Origin of the sequence: uncultured Spongiibacter sp. (assembly GCF_964011655.1) — a bacterium.
Classification (GTDB): domain Bacteria; phylum Pseudomonadota; class Gammaproteobacteria; order Pseudomonadales; family Spongiibacteraceae; genus Spongiibacter; species Spongiibacter marinus.
The window spans coordinates 1-16992 of the sequence record NZ_CAXGPO010000038.1; the positions used below are offsets into that span (position 1 = coordinate 1).

The window sequence follows — 16992 nt, forward strand, 5'->3', positions numbered from 1 at the left end:
CCCCCCCAGCCATAGACATCCGCACTACTCCAGTAGGTACCGCAGCCTTCAAGAACCGTTCGCTTCCACTCGTATTGATAAAAAGCCTCAATGCTTAATTCCGCCGTAACGCCAATATTGGCGTATAGCAGCCCCACCGGCAGCAGCGCCTCTTTGATCTCAGAGCCGGGGCGGTGCAGCGCGGTCACATCGAAGGGACTAATAATATTCACGCCGTTTTGAATAAACGTGCTTTCCCCCCAGCTCAACACCATATTGCCGGCCCGCAGTTCTACGGGGGCGGAGCCAAGCTCAAAGTTGCCGTAGAGGTAGTAATCCAAAAACTCAGCACCCTGACTTTGAGCCAGGTCATCAAAGCCCTCCGTTTCCAGAGTGCCGTCAACACGGTAATTGTTTGGCACATGGCCGTGAGCAACGTCACCCTCAGCCAAGGCATAGTCATACCAATATTTGAAACGCGTGAACAAACCGATGTTGTCCAGGCTCAACTCAAGGTCGTGCACCCCCTTGAACAACAGGGAATACATATCACCTTTGTCGTAATTTAAATTCCCATCATCGGTGGTACTCACCGACGCGCGCCCCTTACCATCGGTGTTCCCCGGACTGAGATAGTCCTCATCCGGGTCCCCTGCACGCCAACTGGCACCGAGAGAAAGGGTCGAATTGAAACTGCCTTCAACCTCCCCCCAGTTAAACGTCAACGCCTGACTCTGGATGGGAACACCCAAGGTCAACGCACTTATACACACTGCTAGATAACGACGGGAACCAACTGCTGAAGTGTTCGCCATGCTTATTCTCCTCGCTTTTTGGAGAGCAAAGTCTCTGCTTATTGCAGTCAGGCTAATGCCCAAGACGAGGTCAGCACTTGTCCTAGATCAAGGAATGCGGCATCGCGTCCGCAGAAGTGAATACACAGGCGCACTAAGACACAGGATCGCCAAATGCCTAAACAGTGTCGGCTTAGCGTGGGGTTACTATGGAAGACAAGCGCATGAATGAAGAGGGATTTATACGTAGAAGAGATAGTCTAAGACCTGTTCACACCAACGACATCGTCGCTTTAGTGTGAACAGACCACCGACACACTCAGCGCAGATATTGTGCGCCAAGGAAAAGTGTGACCTATTTACTGGGCAAGCAGCCCATTCACAATGCGGTCATTGGCCATATCTATCGCCTTAAGAACACCATATCGGTAATACTCAGGGGTAGCGACAACAGAGATTTCCGTTGTTTTAGCAGAACCGCCGGTGAACAGGCCCACAGCAGAACTAAAGGCATTGGCGGCTTTTTGACTGCCAGAAGTGGTGTCTTCGTTCCGCCCGTAGGCCCCTCCAACTACAATGGGGTCCTTGAGACTGACATAGCCGTTATCTGAAAAGGTCCCACCTAAGTCAACAAGGAACTGCGCGGCAGAACCCGTCGTCACCTGAATACCTTGCCCTACGGCCACCGAGGCGCTCAGCGTGGTGCTTGTGCCGCCACCAAGAGGCACATCCTTAAAGTAATTCACTTCATAGTCAGTATCACTATCAAAGTACGCGAAATGAACATTGTAGTTGATGGCAAATACTGGTGCGCCCGCAGCTTCAGCCAATTCAGCAAAGGCATAAGGCATCGGCTTAACTTGGCTAATTTGATCGGGCACCGAGTATATATTCAGTGAATTCGCGGAGAAGGTCACCTGCTCAGGAGACGATTTCTTCAAAAAAGAAGACAGCCCCGAAGGCGTATAGGGAGCCGCTAGAGGCTTTAATTTTTTCCAAGGTTTTAGCTTTTGCAAATCGCTGACCGGCCTAACATTGAAACCCTTTGCAGTTAAATCAGCGACAAAGTCAGCATATGCCTCGTCGGTAATTTTTTGGAAGGTGGTATCTGGCACGCCGGTTAAATTGGCCTTCAGGGTACTCTTTGCGTATTGCGAGCCACTGCTTTGACGAATCATGGGGCTTACAGACTTCGACGAGCTTGAGTCCTTAGTTACGAAAGAAACCGCAAACTGCGCAACATAGACATCTTTACGCGCCCCGAGCGTAGCAACATTCTTACTTTCGAGGCGATCACCACCGCCACCTCCTCCTACTGAAGCACACCCCACTATCAACGCGGCTATACCGACGACGACAATTAGCCTTTCTTTCATGCCTATCTCCTTGTCAAAATTATTTTCCAACGATAGGAGAAGCGCATAACGCTTGCACCCCCTTGTTCAGGGGGGGTATGCAAAGTGTGTGATAAAAAGCTAAATCAAGGGCGTAAGCTACGGCGACGACGGTGACGAGAAATTTATGACGGTGCATTTAGTAATAACTTTTCCAACCCCGGAGGAAGTGGTTGTTGATCTTGATGCGCGAAATAAATACCTGCTCGAACCGAAGGACGAAAACCTATACTGCTGTGGCGGAGTCTCACCGCCATACTTGGTAACTCTTCATTCAGAGAGTTCGCCGTCAGCCGACTAATTATGGCCGGGCTACTGGGGGCAACACCGTAATTGTTCGTTAGCACTACTTCATCACGCGCGCTTGCACAGCAATTTTATTCCCGCCGTCACACCGCAAATTGCCACTAAACTCCGCTTCATAGTGTTTTCGCGAGCTGTTAATCACCTTCGCCCGCTCGCTGCCATCTGGCTGTAAACGGCAGCTTGTACCGTCTGCTAAGGTAATATCCAATTGCTTGAGCGATGAAGGCTGGCCCGGAAGTGTCATCACCTTGGCGGAGATCGCGGCGGCACCCATCGACTTCATATCCTCGCTCATACTCGCGCCGCCTACCATGGCAACCATAGATGTCCCGCCAGGAACGACAATACGGCCTCCAACGGTACCACTAAGGTCACCGGTGTAGTTTACCGTCCAGCCCCTCTCTGATTCGGCGCGGGCACTCCCAACACCCCCTATACACACTCCAAGAATGAGTGAAAAAAACGCACGTATCATCAAGTTAGGCTCAGCGCCAACATCTGGCGCCGTAGCGGTCTTGGCCTGCAGGGTGGTATGAATCATCCGTGATCTCCAATACTGTTTTAGGATGGACTTGATACCCGCTGTCCAGCGGAGTATCAACTCCTCATGAGTGGGGTTCAATGAACTCGGGTATATTCAAGGCGCATCAGCTGGTTTCCCTGAACCAAGGTATCTTTCCCCTTAATTCTCCAAGCCTCTTCACTCTCTCCCCGTTTGAAGACTAAGTAGGCGCGATCGCCCGAGTCACGAACAAATATATCATCGTATACCTGGCGGCTGCCGTTCGCTTCGACAAAGTCATGCCCAATGGTAATTTCCTCCACTCCCATTACCGAAGCCATGGATCCAATCAGGCCATCAGCGCGGTCTGCAGCAAGTCTGTATTGCCCTTCATAGCCGTGGTCACCACAGGCATGGAGTATAAGCAGGGCGGTAAAGGAGAAAATGAAGCGTAATAGATTCATAACAACACCTTCCTTGGCTAATGTCATTACGACATAGTAAAGCGCGGAAGCACCTTTTTGGCTAGCCATGACCCTGCCTTTTTGCTGTACCGGTGAAGCGTTCACTTTCGCCAACGCAGCACTTCGTATCACGTCTCGTTCCGAACTGGAGAATCAGAAAAACAAAGACAACGGGAGTATTTGTTTATCTAATTCAGATACTTAAATAGCGATTTGCTTTCAACTACCGCTATAGCGTCAAATGAAATGAACACTATATGTGGAGGTAGACATGGGAGAGTTTACGGGGCTGATTGCAGCGATCGCTTTAGTCGCGTCAGCTATCGCAATTCCTGTGGTGATGTGGCGGTACGGCGACAAAATCGCTCACTGGTTCGACCGTTCTGACAAGGACAAGAATTAAGGATCTTTTTGAAACCGTCTTGCAGACGTCTAAATTTGCCGACCTTAGCCCCAACGACCGAGAAACGGGCTCACATTAAAACTTGAGAGCTACGCAGTAACTGAGAGGTGAGCTTGAGCGAGAGGTCTTCAAAATGTGTCACAGAACCTATCACGGTCGTGCCACAACACCTTTATGGGAGCATAAAAAAACCCGGTGCTGCTTTCGCAATACCGGGTTCTTAAATAGTGGCGCGCTCGGGAGGATAAATCGCAGCAGCCTAAGGGCTGCTTCGACCCTGCGGGCTTCGGCGCGGCGCGCCTCGTTGCACCCTGCGCCGTGGGCGCAAGGTGTCGAACCTCTTCTAAATCCAGCGGAGCTTCTCACCCCCCTCGCGCCGGGCGCCTTTGCTTCACGCATAAAAAACCCGGTGCTGCTTTCGCAATACCGGGTTCTTAAATAGTGGCGCGCTCGGGAGGATTCGAACCTCCGACCGCCTGGTTCGTAGCCAGGTACTCTATCCAGCTGAGCTACGAGCGCGTCGAGGTGGCGTACTATATTCAAGGTGGTTTTAGCTGTCAACGGGATTTTGAAAAAAAGCTTAAAAATCCTCGCGTTGAACGACTTTTAACCAACGCAACCACGCTATTGCGCGGAGTACGGCAGGCGCAGGATCCGGTCGCCAATAAAAGAACCCACGTACAAAGCATCGCCCACCCGCTGGGCAACGGTGCCTGCGCCCATAGGCGGCCCGGACACACTGACCACCACTCGGCTTTGCAGAGTGTCTGGGTCGAGCTCCACAATATCAAATGCCGCGGGACAGGCTCCCTCTTCAATACTGGGGCACACAATGAAGTCCCCTAGCGTGAAGTTGTGGCTGGCGATCAGCAGCTTGCCGCGACCATCCCACTGGCTGTTGTCCGGATGGCTAATTTCCACCTCCCCAAGCAGCTTGCCTGTGCGGCGATCCAGTTTTTGCAGGGTTGACCCCGCCCAAAGGTTTACAAACAGGGTTTCGCCATCTGCCGAGATTTGGATGCCATTGGGGTAGTCACCGCTAAACCCTGGCAGTTTGCTAAATTGTTCACCGTCCCACACCCAGATGTGGCCAGGGTTAAAGCCTGCCAGAGCGGTAATTTCCTGCCAACCCAGTGTACCGACCGGCGCGTCGCCGCGGGTATACATGTGAGTGGCCATAAAGCCGCCCTCAGGCAAGGCCACAATATCATTCAAGAAGCTGCCTTCAGGAGGAATAACGCAGCCGCGCCAAAAGGGTTTAACCGCGCCGTCTTGGTCACGCAACTCGAAAAACTCCACCGACTCACGGCCACCGTGGTTAACCACCAGCAATTGCAGTGTGCCGCTCTCGTGGCGCGAGAGGTGAATGCCGTGTGGCGCGAAGATGCTTGGATCCGGCGCGGCACAATCGGCATCCCCCCAACCATCGGAAACCGCCACCTCAGCCATCGGCCATACCTGCTTGCTGCCATCCCGGGTATCCAGCAGGGCCAAAGACCCCGCAACGCTGCCGTGACCCGCCGCCATTTGACTGACGACCAAATGGCGGCCGTCGGGCAAGAGCTCCATATCTTCGGGCTTCTGCCAACCACACAGTACCTCTCGCTCTGCCACGCCCTGGCAGTCACTAATTACCTGAGGGCGCTCAACGCAGCCAGCCAGCAAGAATGCTGTTATCAATAACGTCTTTTTCACCGTGTTGTCCTTATCGTTATTCACCGCAGACCACCCTGCCGCAAGCGGTGTAGAAAAACCAGTTGTGTCGCGGTCAGTGTTTTTTCTTGACCCTGTAGCAATGAATAGGCTTTAGCGTGGACAATATTGAACACTCTCGACCCCGGCCCCTGGCAGCGTAATACCCTGCCTAACCAGAGCTTGTTACACTGTGGCCATGACACGACGATTGCACATTGCCGTATGGATTTTATTGGTGCTAAGCCAACCACTGCTGGCGCTGGAGAGTAGTGCTTTCAGTTTGGCCAGTGAACCCCAGACAAGCCCTACCGCAGTAGCGATGCAGCACTTGGCAAATGCCAGCTGCTGCACTCACCCCAATCAGCAAATGGATTGCAAAGGCCACCAACATTGCCAATCCAACGAAGAAGCGTCGGCCCACCACTCTGGCGATCATACTGGACTCGATCACAGCCGTTGCTGCGAACAACACTGCGACTGCGCCAATAGTAGCTGCGGGCCAAGCCTGCTCAGCCAATTGGCATTGGCGGTTGCAACATCACGCGAGAGTATGATCAACAGCGCCGCCGCTGCTTCAGCAAAACGTTACAACGAGCGCCTGTTACGTCCGCCTATTGCTGCGTAATCACTCCCTGTGACGCGGCAGAATGTACTTTGCCGCAAGTGATTATCGACTTTATAGGACGTTTCCAATGACACTTCGCACTACTATTTTGGCGGGCTTTGCAGCAGCGAGCCTAAGCATTTTAGGCAGCCCCTTACACGCGCAATCAGCAAAGGCTGAGCTCACGGTTTATAAGTCCCCTCAGTGCGGCTGCTGCACAAAGTGGGCTGACCACATGGATGATAACGGCTTTGACAGCACCGCGATAAATCGTCACGACATGGCCACACTAAAGGCCAGCCTGGGCGTTCCCAGCGGACTCCAGTCCTGCCATACCGGTCAAGTGAAGGACTATGTGTTCGAGGGGCATATACCTGCCGACGTAGTAAAACGCTTTCTTGAAAATCCCCCAGAGGATGCCTACGGCCTCGCCGTGCCCGGTATGCCAATCGGCAGCCCCGGCATGAAAATGGGCACGCGCCACCAAGACTACGATGTCATTTTGCTAAAACGCAGCGGCAAGCACGAGGTGTATACCCGCGTTAGTCAGCACAGCGCGCCGTAGGAGAACAACAATGAAACGTGAATATCCACCGGCCAACATCCCGCGCCGGCGCTTTGTCACGGGTGCAGCTAGCGTTATTGCCCTGACAGGCCTCGCAGGCTGCGCGAGTCAGGCACCTCATCAGCAGGCGGAACGACGCCCTAGCGCAGAATTACGTGGCAATCGCTTTGACCTGCACATCGACTATCTACCGGTAAACATCACGGGACTCGACAGTCTGGCAACGGCGGTCAATGGCAGCGTGCCCGCCCCGACCCTGCGCTGGAAGGAAGGCGAAGAAGTGCATATCCGCGTGCACAATCACCTACCACATACCAGCTCAATACACTGGCATGGCTTGATTTTGCCAACAGATATGGACGGCGTTCCCGGGCTGAGTTTTGCCGGCATCCCGCCCGGCGGCCACTACGATTACCGATTCCAGGTAAAGCAGAGCGGCACCTACTGGTACCACAGCCACTCTGGGTTTCAGGAACAAACGGGGCTCTATGGCGCCATTATTATTGACCCTGCAGACGACGACCCGGTCGCCTATGATCGCGAGCACGTCATTGTACTTTCCGACTGGAGCGACGAAGCCCCCGAAGCGCTCTATGCCCGCCTGAAAAAGCAGAGCCATTACTATAATCGGCGCGAACGAACGGCCGTCGATTTGTGGCAAGACATTCGCAAACAAGGGATTGCCGCCACTTGGCACGACCGCGCCATGTGGAACCGTATGCGCATGAGCGACAGCGACATAGCCGATATCAACGGCATCGCCTACACATTTTTAGTGAATGGGCTCAGCCCAGATGCAAACTGGCTTGGCCAATTCTCCGCCGGCGAACGCCTGCGCTTACGGGTGATTAATGCCGCGGCCATGACCCTGTTCGACGTTCGTATTCCCGGCTTGACGATGACAGTGGTTGCCGCCGATGGGCAAAATATCCAGCCGGTCAGTGTTGATGAATTTCGCATCGCACCGGCAGAGACCTACGATGTGATCATTCAGCCCAGCGCCGACCGTGCTTACACACTGTTTGCACAGAGCATTGATCGCAGCGGCTATGCGCGGGCAACGCTCAGCCCCAATAAGCAGTGGCAGGCCGAAATACCTGCGATGGACCACATTGTGAGGCTCGACCACCGAGATATGGGAATGGCTCACGACAACAGCGCGCACACCTCGATGGCGGGCGACGCTATGCCAGCGATGCAGCACAAACGGCCTTCCCACGAGGCGCATGCTCACCACGGCCATCACGCGATGATGTCTGAGCCGCTGCCAGATAGCCCAGCACCTGCTGGCCACGGCAGCAAGCAAACAATCCAGCATTCCGCCACTGAATTTGGTGTAGGCGTGGACATGCGCGCAGGTATGCCTGCCAACGGCCTTTCCGACCCAGGCATTGGCCTGCGCGAGCACACAAAGCGCTATGGCAGAAAAGTTCTGCGCTACAGTGACCTGTTCGGCCTTCACCCCACCCGCGACCCACGCGACCCGGAGCGAGAGCTGGCAATCCACCTTACCGGCAATATGTCTCGGTACATGTGGTCGATGAACGGCGTCATGTTCGACGACGCCGAGCCGATCATTCTGCGCCACAACGAGCGCCTGCGCTTTGTCGTCGTCAACGACACCATGATGACCCACCCCATTCACCTGCACGGCCTGTGGAGTGAGCTGGAGACCGGCGACAGTGGCCACATCCCGCGCAAACACACCGTCATTGTGCAGCCAGGGTCGCGTATCAGCTACCTCGTTAGCGCCGATGCCATTGGCCGCTGGGCCTATCACTGCCACCTGATGTTTCACATGCCGGGCATGTTTCGCGAGGTTCGCGTAGTGGGAGGCAAGGTATGAAGAAACACTATGTACTGTGCGCCGCGCTACTGACAGGCCCCGCGTTGGCCGGGGGCAAAGCCGACCCCGTGCTGGCAAAGTTTATGGTCGACGAAGTTGAGCAACGCAGCGACCATCAGCAGGCGTTTAGCCTCCAGGGGTGGCTAGGGACTGACCTCAACAAACTGTGGCTAAAGGCTGAACGCGAAGCGCACGACGGCTCCACAGAGGACGCGGAACTTCAGCTTCTGTACAGTCGCGCCATCGCGCCCTATTGGGATCTTCAAGGGGGACTGCAACGAAGCTTCAGTGAGGATGGTAGCGACGACAGCGTGGTTATCGGCATACAGGGCCTTGCCCCCTACCACTTTGAAGTCGATGCCGCGGTGTTTATCAACGACCAAGCCGAGCTCTCGGCCGAGCTGGAGCTTAGCTACGAGCTGAGGCTGACCCAGCGTTGGATTCTGGAACCGGAAATCACACTTGAAGCAGCCGCTCAGGGCGACTCGGAAAATGGGGCCGGCCTGCGCCGGGAGGAGCACGCCTTGCGGCTCTACTACTATCCAGAGCGGGAATGGGCACCCTATATCGGCGCAGTGTGGCAGCAGCTGTATGGCGACACCGCGGACATTGCGCAACGCCGTGGCAACCCCCGCCAGCAGGAACAGTTTGTGGTGGGAGTGCGCGCCTGGTTCTAAGTGGCGAGCGACTATTCCGTAAACCTATAGCCCATAAAAAAGGCCCGCATTACGCGGGCCAACATAACCTGGAGAGGTTATTCGGTTGCCGAAGCACGCAGCCGTGCTGGCGCTTGGCTTAAAACGCTGTGATCACTTCCTAGAAGCGCACCATTAACTCTGCACCGTAGCTGCGCGGCTCACCCGCGAGATACTGGTCGAAACCAAAGCCAGCCTGCAGGTTGATCGCATAGCTATCGTATTCCTCATCGGCCAGGTTTTTGCCCCACACAGAAATACTGTAGCTGTCGTCATTGGCATACCAACTGATGCGACCGTTGTATAACCAGTAGGCATCCTGGCGAATTTCACCGTAGCCATAATCGTCGTTGTAGGCGCTGTACCACTGATCATCCTGGAAGTTGGCATTCACATTGACGCTAAGGTAGCCGTGCTGAGTGACGAGCACATCGTAGTCGGCCGAAATACTAAAGTTGAACTTGGGCGCCGAGATCAACTCATTGCCCGACAGGTCAACCGTATCGTCCTGATTGGCGATGGTCTCAGTATTTGCCAAGGTCAGTTCGGTGTACTCCGTATCTAGATAACCGGCTCCCAGTTGCAGGGTAAGACGCTCCGTCACCCGCGCCCACAGCTCGGCTTCCAAACCCTGAATAGTCGAACCACCGGCATTCTCCAAGAAGTTGGAGATGCCCACCACGTTAATGAACTGCTGATTGGTGTAGTCATAATGGAAGGCCGCGGCATTCAAGCGCATGCTGTTATCAAATAAATCGGCCTTAAAGCCCACTTCGAAGGCGTCGATATATTCTGGCGACGCATAGGCAGTTTCCAGCGGTCGCTCGATGTAATAAGCACCGCCGTTAAAGCTGCCGCTGCGATAGCCTCGGCTCGCACTGGCATAGACCATCAACTCGTCGCTGAGTCGGTAATCCAGCCCCACTTTGCCCGTCCACTCTTTCTCAGTGGTATCCAGCTCGGGTGCCGAATCCAGGGTGTAAGGGCCATGGGTATAGCCGGTCTGAGTGATCTGCAGCAATTCCAATGGGTTTTGTAACAGACTCTGAATATCACTCACGGTGAGCGGCAGAGTGATCCACGCATTATCAACACCGGTAGTGTTGCCGGGTACATAGCTACCGCGCGGCGTGCCGTCGTTGGCCAGGCGCGAGATATTCAAATAACTTAGCTTGTTTTTGTCCTGGGTGTAACGCAGACCGACATCCATGCCAAAGTTCGCACTAAAGTCGAAACGCATTTGGCTGTATACCGCGGCGCTGCTCTTTTCGGTTGCCAAGCGTTGGTCCAGCTTACCGAAGTCGATCAAGTAGGGAAAAATGGGAATGGTATCTGGCTTCGCCAAGCCCACTCGCAGATCGGGGATCTGATTGAAAATATCGTAGATATTGTTCATGTACAGGTCTTCCTGACCATAGAAGACCCCGGCAATGATGTTAAACATGCCGTCAAAATTCGAGGTAAAACGCAAATCCTGGCTGTAGCTAATGGAGTCGGAGGCCCAGGTTATTTCCAGCAGGCCATTGGGGCTGCCGTCGGTGTCGGCCTTTTGATAATAATCGGCATCCAAGTAGGAGCTGACCGACGTCAGGCTGTAGTTTTCGGCGTTGTAGTTAACCGTAAGCACGGCTAGGTCCGTGTTAGTGACCAGCGCGCCGGCGTTGTTCACCTCACTCTCATGGAAGTCCAGGCCACGGCTGGGGCGTGAATAACCGGTGTAGTCAATAAAGCCGTTGGAGTCGCCTTCTAGACCCGTACCTCGCAGGTCGGTGCGTGGTTCATTGCGCGGCGGTGTGCTGATCGCATCGTTATTCGAGGTGGTGTATTTCAGTACCGCGTCCCAGGCATCACTAATGCGCCAGTTTAAGGCCAAGCGCGCGCCTTTAAAGTCGGTTTGTGCCGCATTCTCATCTTTGCCACGCACGTCAACGTAGCCGTCATTTTTCTTAATGCTGCCGGCCAAGCGGCCAGCCAACACACCGGGAATCAGCTCAGACTCGGCAGCGGCCTCGACGGTGGTCGCGTTATAACTGCCCGCGCCAAGTTTCAGGAAGCCACTCGCTGGCTCATCAAAGCCCGGTGTGCGGGTAATAATATTGATAGCACCACCAGTGGTGTTCTTCCCGTAAAGCGTGCCCTGCGGGCCGCGCAAAACCTCCAGGCGCTCAACATCAAAAAAGTTGGCCCCGTGGCTGTATACCGGGCCGAGATAGGCCTCATCAACATAGACGCCAATCGGGCTCGCCTGATTGGAGCTGTAGTCAGACATACTGACCCCGCGAATGGAGAAGATCGGCTGAACGTCACCATAGGGGCCGCTGACCTGCATATTCGGCACCTGGGCCGAGACGTCGTTGGCGTTTTCAAAGCCCAGTTTATCCAACTGATCCCCGCCCAGACCGGTGACTGCCACGGGAATATCTTGTGCACTCTGAGAACGTTTTTGCGCCGTGACCAGCACTTCTTCAAGTGCCGGTGCGCTGTGGGCCGTTAACGATACCGTCAGCGCGGCGGTCACTGCGCTGCGCATCGCCACTGCCGAACCACGGTGGGCAAGCCTTTTCTTCTGATCGCGGGACATGAACCACTCCTTACTCATCCGGCTGTGCGCCGGTTATTGCTTATTATCAAATGCCGTCATTGGCGATGCTTGTTAAGGACATCGCCCAGCGGCAGTGACGAAAGTCTACAGCACAAATAATTGATATTTTCGGACATTTATCCCAATCCTCGGACATATTTATCAAATTGAGCGCCAGGTTCTGCACCTCTGTGGGGCAATGCCGTTGCACAAACGAGAACGATTAGCGATACTCAATTTATAATTTCGGACATAACAACAGATGGGTTAAGTGATGCAAAACTGGGACTTCTGCCGCAGTGTAATGAGCGCGCAAATTCTGGTGTCGTTGGGAGAAGAGCTAGGCGCCCCCATACACGCCCTGCTTCACAATAGCGGTCTGAGCCAAACCCACCTCAACAATCCTGAAACAGTGGTTGAAGCCCAGAGTGAACTTGCCGTTATCCGCAACCTGCTTGGAGCACTGCCGCCCATCGAAGGCTTGGGCCTGACCGCTGGGCAGCGCTACCAACTATCTGCCTACGGCATATGGGGCTTTGCCATCGCCAGCAGCCCCACACCGAGAAAAGCCATTGAACTGGCGCGTAACTATCAGGAACTTACCTTCGTTTTTGCCGGTTTTACCATTGCTACGCGCGGCGATAAAACGTGCATTATCTTTGACGACAGCGATGTGCCAGAAGATGTTCGCCTGTTCTGCCTGGAGCGCGAAATGGCCGCCGCCGCGGTGATTATGCGCGAGCTGCTGGGCAGTGATTTTCAACCCGACAGGGTGTGCTTCCGTCACCCGCACCCGTCGTATGCCGAGCGCTACCATGACAGCTTCGGTGGGCCAGTTGAATTTAATGCCGAATACAATGCCCTGGAATTCCCCAATTCCTTACTGGATATCCCGCGCACCGTCGGCAATGAAAACACCGCGAATCTACTGGCAAAACAATGTGGCGAGCTGCTCGCCAGCCGCAGTGCACGCCGCGGCCTTTCGGGAAAAGTGAGGGAATTGCTGTTGCGTCAGCGCCCCATGGAGATGGACATGGAGGCGGTGGCAAGCAGCCTGCACATGACCTCCCGCACCCTGCGCCGCAAACTCGATGCCGAAGGCAGTTCATTTCGCCAACTCAGCGACGAGATCCGTCTCACACTGGCGGAAGAGCTACTGCGCAGCACGCCCTTGAGTATTGAACAGATCGCCGAGCGATTATCCTACGCTGATGCCTCTAGCTTCTCGCAGGCTTTCAAACGCATGACCGGCAATACCCCCGGCGCCTTTCGCAAGACGCACCAACGCCGCTAGGCCAGTGAGGAAAGAAACTGCCGGTAGCACTTAGCACTGGCGGCGGGGCGCTCCAGCATCGGCAAGTGACCCGTCTGTTCCATAATGGTAACGCTCGCGTGGGGCAACATGGGTCGCATCACCTCCACGCTACTGACGTCGAGCACCCTGTCCTGACGCCCCCAGATTACCAGTGCGGGCAAAGACAAGGCAGGCAGCACAGCATCTAGCCCACCGTATATTTCCTGTTGGTACTGACGGAAAATAGCGGCGATACATTCTCGGCGCGCCATCGCCGCTCTGGCCATATAGTTGCGAACCAACCTAGGGAGAAAGGGCTGTTTCTCACACACAAGGGCTAAGAGTCGATCAAAATCTGACTCCGACGACACCAACAAGGGGTTTACCCCTTTCTCCAGGTCACGCTCCATATCGCAGCGTTCAGGCGCTTGAATACCGCCATTATTAAACAAGCAAATACTGCGCAACTGCTGTGGGTAGCGCTGGGCATATACTGCCGTTAAGTGCCCACCCATTGAGCTGCCTGCCATGTGGCAGCGACCGACGCCGAGCGCTGACAAGAGCCCTCTCAACCGCTCGGCCTGGGCAGCCATACTGTAGTCCAAGCCCTGTCGGCAGGGGTTTTCACCAAAGCCCGGCAGGTCCACGGCAATTACGTGGTAATTTGCGCGCAGCCGACCGGCGAAACGCGTCCAGTTGTCTTTGTCGGCGCCAAAGCCATGCAGCAATACAATCGTCTCGCGCTTCCCCACGCCACCTTCAAGATAGTGCCAAGGCTGTTCGCCCACCATGCAAAACTTTGCTCGCAGGCCACAGCGCCAGCGGTCAGCAGCCAGCGCTGCACGCGCCAAGTGATCACTTAACATCGCATGCTCCCCGGCTAATTGATCGATGGCGACGCATGGCTTTCTGCCATATGCGCTGCGCTGGCGGGGCTGAACTGGTAGTCATCAGGCGTAAAACGCCGGTGCATCGCCCGAAAACGAAAGGTGAAATCCGGCCACAGCTGAGTGATTTTGCCGCTGCGGTGCTTGTACCAGCTGTCGCAGCCCGTGGCCCATATTGAGGTATCAAGCCGTTTGTGCAGCGCGCGGTTAAACTGCTTCTGCACCGCCTCACGCACTTCAACTTCCACACAATGGCGCTGCTCGCATTCGTCCAGCAGCCGGCTGATCGCCTGTATTTGCGTTTCGATCATGTACACCATGGAGCTATGCCCCAGGGTTACGTTCGGGCCAACGATCAACATCAGGTTGGGAAAGCCGTTAACCGTTGTGCCCAAATACGCTTCTTCGCCATCGCGCCATGCCTCTGCCAGAGACTGGCCACCGCGACCGTGAATGATCTGGGCAATGGGGTTTTCGGTGGCATAGAAGCCCGTGCCGAAAATAATACAGTCCACCTCGCGCTCGGTGCCGTTGGCATCGACGATACTGTGCTCGCGAATCTCTTGTATGCCATCGCTCAACAAGCTGACGTTCGGCCGCTGCAGGGCGGGGTACCAGTCGTTGGAAATCAGCACACGCTTACAACCCACCGGGTAGCTTGGCGTGACTCGCTCGCGCAGCGCCGGGCTTTTTACCTGACTACGTATGTGCTGCAGTGCCATGCGCTCATACAGTTTCATTAGCGAGGGGTGCAGCACCATTCCCAGTATGCGGGTTTCATTGTGGCAGTAAATCTTGCTGCGCAGCGCCAGGCGTACGCCGGGTAAGTAGCGAAAGGCTGCCTTTTCCAACTCACTGTATGGCCGGTCTTTGCGGGGAATAATCCAGTTCGGTGTACGTTGGTAAACATCGAGTTGCGCGGGCTGGTCGGCAATTTCAGGTACAAATTGGATGGCCGACGCGCCGGTGCCAATCACCGCCACGCGTTTACCGCGCAGGTCGTAGCAGTGATCCCAGTTGGCTGAGTGAAAGCACTTTCCGGCAAAGCGCTCCACCCCCGGAATATCCGGCAGGCGCGGCTCGGCCAATCCACCGTTGCCGCTGATCAGCATGCCGACATTGTAATTCCCGCCTGTGGTCTCCAGCTGCCAGCGCTGGCTGTGCTCACAGTAATGGGCAGCGTTGAGTTGGTGGCCAAACCGAATATGAGGCAGCAAATCCCACTTTTCCGCCACCTCCCGCAGGTAGCGCTTTAACTCTGGCTGGGTGGGATATACCCGCGACCAGTCACAGTTGGGTTCGAATGAAAAAGAGTACAGATGAGAAGGCACATCGCAGGCGGCGCCGGGGTAGTGATTATCTCGCCAGGTACCACCGACATCCTCGGCACGCTCAAGGATGATGAAGTCTTCCCGTCCCTTTTTTTTCAACTCTATCGCCATACCCAGGCCGGCAAATCCGGTGCCGACGATGGCATAACTGTGACGTGTTGCAGAGGAACCGCTCGATGGCGCGAGCGACGGTGCAGCAGATGGCATAGGCGTTACCTGTTATTTCTTTTATGAACTACCGCCAAGCTTAGGGGCCGCTAGTCCTTCACCCAATGTCTGCGAAGGACACATCATTTAGTTATTCGGACAGGCACAGACCGGGCTGCCACTACCGCAATTGCGCGATAAACCCTTCCGACTCGGCGATAGCAGCCTCCATGGTTGCAATTAATGCGGTGACATCGCGGTCGATGGTGGCCAATTCACCCTTGATGGCTGAGATCGCCGAAGCATTGAGGTTGTGCTTCAAATACAGCACATTGTCTTGCAGGTTATCCAATACGGGCGCCAAGCTCTTCTCTGAGCGCCGCAGACTTTTGCGCAGACGGTTGTAGCGATTTTTTGTGTCGCGGAGTTTGGCTGCACTGTCATCGCGCAGGCGCGCATTACTGTACAGTGAGAGCTCGTCCTCCCACTCCTCAAACAGGGCCTCAGCCACGCTTTCCACTGCGTCGATACGGTCGCGGATGTCGTCTGCTGCCGCGCGACTGTCTTCAAAGCTAGCATTGAGACGATCGTAAAGTTTTTCTAAGTCGCCGCCGTCAAAACTCACCACCGAGCGAAACTCACCCAAGGCGTCGCGGAATTGGTCCTGCGCCTCGCGCTGCGATTCCGTTGCCTCTTCCACGCGATCAACCAAAATGTCTCGCTTGTGGATACCCACCTTTTCCATGGCGTTGTAATAGGTGGATTCACAGGCGACAAGAACCAGTGCAGCAATGACAAGAAATAAGCGCTTAGCGACCATAGGGCATTCCAGTTAGTGGACGGAGAGCAGACCTTGTGTTGTGTGGAGTAGTGTTCTGTGCAAAAGCATAGCGCCCCGCCGCGCTGCGCACAAATCGCATTGCGCACAACTCCACAACGGCGACTATAGTTAGACGCAAAGCGATAAAGCCTTATCTTATTTATGCATTGGAGGGCGCGAATGCCAACAGAACTCGCCAAACAAGATATCACCATCCTGCGTATTCTTCAGCGCGACGCCAGCAAGACATCCAGTGAGATTGCCGAAACCCTCAACATGTCCCAGTCGCCCTGCTGGCGGCGGATCAACCGGATAGAGCAAGCCGGTATCGTGCGCAAAAAAGTCGCCATCCTCGACCGCGAAAAACTGGGTATGGAACTAGTGGTTTTTACCACCGTAAACCTGAGCATTACCGGGCGGCAGCAACTTGAAGAATTTGAGTCGTCGGTGAGCGACTTTCCCGAAGTCGTCGAATGCTACACGATGACGGGCGTGTGGGATTATATGTTGAAGATTATCACCCGCGATATTCGCCACTACGAAAGCTTTGTACGCGAGCGCCTGCTGAGCCTGCCAATGATCGGCGAAACGCACTCACACATCGCGGTAACCGAAATCAAAAACACGACCGAGCTCCCGCTGGAAACCCAGCTGTGAGCCCCTGGCCGTGTGTTCCCCCCCCGGC

At 55.0% G+C, this 16992-nt stretch carries 16 protein-coding genes and 1 tRNA gene; 7 read left to right on the forward strand and 10 right to left on the reverse strand.

Going from position 1 to position 16992, the window contains the following annotated elements; translation table 11 throughout:
- From ABNS66_RS13685 to ABNS66_RS13700, 4 genes are all read right to left on the reverse strand, one after another.
- Positions 1 to 794 (reverse strand): DUF1302 family protein (locus tag ABNS66_RS13685; protein WP_348655354.1); only part of this gene is annotated, 794 nt, incomplete at its 3' end.
- A gap of 338 nt (positions 795 to 1132) precedes the next feature.
- On the reverse strand, positions 1133 to 2149 hold the full coding sequence (locus ABNS66_RS13690; protein ID WP_286695972.1) for a hypothetical protein: 1017 nt from the start codon (positions 2147 to 2149) through the stop codon (positions 1133 to 1135).
- A 364-nt stretch (positions 2150 to 2513) separates the two neighbouring features.
- Positions 2514 to 3014 (reverse strand): hypothetical protein, encoded by a 501-nt coding sequence (locus tag ABNS66_RS13695; protein WP_286840318.1) that lies wholly within the window; start codon positions 3012 to 3014, stop codon positions 2514 to 2516.
- Between the two features lie 77 nt (positions 3015 to 3091).
- Positions 3092 to 3508 (reverse strand): hypothetical protein, encoded by a 417-nt coding sequence (locus tag ABNS66_RS13700; RefSeq protein ID WP_348655355.1) that lies wholly within the window; start codon positions 3506 to 3508, stop codon positions 3092 to 3094.
- Between the two features lie 202 nt (positions 3509 to 3710).
- On the opposite strand from ABNS66_RS13700, the gene ABNS66_RS13705 reads away from it, so the two are divergent.
- Positions 3711 to 3842: a hypothetical protein gene (locus tag ABNS66_RS13705; protein WP_275587354.1), complete on the forward strand. Its 132-nt coding sequence runs from the start codon at positions 3711 to 3713 to the stop codon at positions 3840 to 3842.
- 442 nt (positions 3843 to 4284) lie between these two features.
- Here the strand turns inward: ABNS66_RS13705 and ABNS66_RS13710 are convergent.
- Positions 4285 to 4361 (reverse strand) — tRNA-Arg (locus ABNS66_RS13710).
- Positions 4362 to 4466: 105 nt separating this feature from the next.
- Complete coding sequence (locus ABNS66_RS13715) at positions 4467 to 5561, reverse strand: hypothetical protein (RefSeq protein ID WP_286840322.1); 1095 nt, start codon at positions 5559 to 5561, stop codon at positions 4467 to 4469.
- Positions 5562 to 5733: 172 nt separating this feature from the next.
- Between ABNS66_RS13715 and ABNS66_RS13720 the strand changes: the two genes are divergently transcribed.
- From ABNS66_RS13720 to ABNS66_RS13735, 4 genes are all read left to right on the forward strand, one after another.
- Complete coding sequence (locus ABNS66_RS13720) at positions 5734 to 6162, forward strand: hypothetical protein (protein ID WP_286840325.1); 429 nt, start codon at positions 5734 to 5736, stop codon at positions 6160 to 6162.
- A gap of 67 nt (positions 6163 to 6229) precedes the next feature.
- Complete coding sequence (locus ABNS66_RS13725; protein WP_286840328.1) at positions 6230 to 6706, forward strand: DUF411 domain-containing protein; 477 nt, start codon at positions 6230 to 6232, stop codon at positions 6704 to 6706.
- Positions 6707 to 6716: 10 nt separating this feature from the next.
- Entirely contained in the window at positions 6717 to 8552 is a 1836-nt protein-coding gene (locus ABNS66_RS13730) for a copper resistance system multicopper oxidase (RefSeq protein ID WP_286840330.1), read from the forward strand.
- Positions 8549 to 9229, forward strand: a complete 681-nt coding sequence (locus tag ABNS66_RS13735; RefSeq protein ID WP_286840332.1) for a copper resistance protein B — start codon at positions 8549 to 8551, stop codon at positions 9227 to 9229. The genes ABNS66_RS13730 and ABNS66_RS13735 overlap by 4 nt, the downstream gene beginning before the upstream one ends.
- Before the next feature lie 139 nt (positions 9230 to 9368).
- Here ABNS66_RS13735 and ABNS66_RS13740 read toward each other — a convergent pair whose 3' ends face one another.
- Positions 9369 to 11828 (reverse strand): TonB-dependent receptor, encoded by a 2460-nt coding sequence (locus ABNS66_RS13740; protein WP_286840333.1) that lies wholly within the window; start codon positions 11826 to 11828, stop codon positions 9369 to 9371.
- Between the two features lie 304 nt (positions 11829 to 12132).
- Between ABNS66_RS13740 and ABNS66_RS13745 the strand changes: the two genes are divergently transcribed.
- Positions 12133 to 13122 carry an AraC family transcriptional regulator gene (locus ABNS66_RS13745; RefSeq protein WP_286840334.1) on the forward strand — a complete coding sequence of 330 codons (990 nt, stop codon included), beginning with the start codon at positions 12133 to 12135 and terminating at the stop codon, positions 13120 to 13122.
- Here the strand turns inward: ABNS66_RS13745 and ABNS66_RS13750 are convergent.
- The 3 genes from ABNS66_RS13750 to ABNS66_RS13760 form a co-directional block, all read right to left on the reverse strand.
- On the reverse strand, positions 13119 to 13988 hold the full coding sequence (locus tag ABNS66_RS13750) for an alpha/beta hydrolase (RefSeq protein WP_286695980.1): 870 nt from the start codon (positions 13986 to 13988) through the stop codon (positions 13119 to 13121). The two genes, ABNS66_RS13745 and ABNS66_RS13750, sit on opposite strands and share 4 nt — an antisense overlap.
- A 14-nt stretch (positions 13989 to 14002) precedes the next feature.
- On the reverse strand, positions 14003 to 15547 hold the full coding sequence (locus ABNS66_RS13755) for an NAD(P)/FAD-dependent oxidoreductase (protein ID WP_286840337.1): 1545 nt from the start codon (positions 15545 to 15547) through the stop codon (positions 14003 to 14005).
- 121 nt (positions 15548 to 15668) lie between these two features.
- Positions 15669 to 16307 carry a DUF2959 domain-containing protein gene (locus ABNS66_RS13760; protein ID WP_286840338.1) on the reverse strand — a complete coding sequence of 213 codons (639 nt, stop codon included), beginning with the start codon at positions 16305 to 16307 and terminating at the stop codon, positions 15669 to 15671.
- 180 nt (positions 16308 to 16487) lie between these two features.
- Between ABNS66_RS13760 and ABNS66_RS13765 the strand changes: the two genes are divergently transcribed.
- Positions 16488 to 16964, forward strand: a complete 477-nt coding sequence (locus ABNS66_RS13765; protein WP_204996794.1) for an Lrp/AsnC family transcriptional regulator — start codon at positions 16488 to 16490, stop codon at positions 16962 to 16964.
- The last annotated feature ends 28 nt before the right edge of the window (positions 16965 to 16992 follow it).

Bases quoted from the DNA above. Each gene is read 5' to 3' on its own strand.
- ABNS66_RS13745 (WP_286840334.1), top strand. From the start codon at position 12,133: ATGAGCGCGCAAATTCTGGTGTCGTTGGGAGAAGAGCTAGGCGCCCCC.
- ABNS66_RS13755 (WP_286840337.1), bottom strand. From the start codon at position 15,547: ATGCCATCTGCTGCACCGTCGCTCGCGCCATCGAGCGGTTCCTCTGCA.
- ABNS66_RS13720 (WP_286840325.1), top strand. From the start codon at position 5,734: ATGACACGACGATTGCACATTGCCGTATGGATTTTATTGGTGCTAAGC.
- ABNS66_RS13725 (WP_286840328.1), top strand. From the start codon at position 6,230: ATGACACTTCGCACTACTATTTTGGCGGGCTTTGCAGCAGCGAGCCTA.
- ABNS66_RS13695 (WP_286840318.1), bottom strand. From the start codon at position 3,014: ATGATTCATACCACCCTGCAGGCCAAGACCGCTACGGCGCCAGATGTT.
- ABNS66_RS13740 (WP_286840333.1), bottom strand. From the start codon at position 11,828: ATGTCCCGCGATCAGAAGAAAAGGCTTGCCCACCGTGGTTCGGCAGTG.
- ABNS66_RS13760 (WP_286840338.1), bottom strand. From the start codon at position 16,307: ATGGTCGCTAAGCGCTTATTTCTTGTCATTGCTGCACTGGTTCTTGTC.
- ABNS66_RS13765 (WP_204996794.1), top strand. From the start codon at position 16,488: ATGCCAACAGAACTCGCCAAACAAGATATCACCATCCTGCGTATTCTT.
- ABNS66_RS13735 (WP_286840332.1), top strand. From the start codon at position 8,549: ATGAAGAAACACTATGTACTGTGCGCCGCGCTACTGACAGGCCCCGCG.
- ABNS66_RS13705 (WP_275587354.1), top strand. From the start codon at position 3,711: ATGGGAGAGTTTACGGGGCTGATTGCAGCGATCGCTTTAGTCGCGTCA.
- ABNS66_RS13690 (WP_286695972.1), bottom strand. From the start codon at position 2,149: ATGAAAGAAAGGCTAATTGTCGTCGTCGGTATAGCCGCGTTGATAGTG.
- ABNS66_RS13730 (WP_286840330.1), top strand. From the start codon at position 6,717: ATGAAACGTGAATATCCACCGGCCAACATCCCGCGCCGGCGCTTTGTC.
- ABNS66_RS13750 (WP_286695980.1), bottom strand. From the start codon at position 13,988: ATGTTAAGTGATCACTTGGCGCGTGCAGCGCTGGCTGCTGACCGCTGG.
- ABNS66_RS13700 (WP_348655355.1), bottom strand. From the start codon at position 3,508: ATGGCTAGCCAAAAAGGTGCTTCCGCGCTTTACTATGTCGTAATGACA.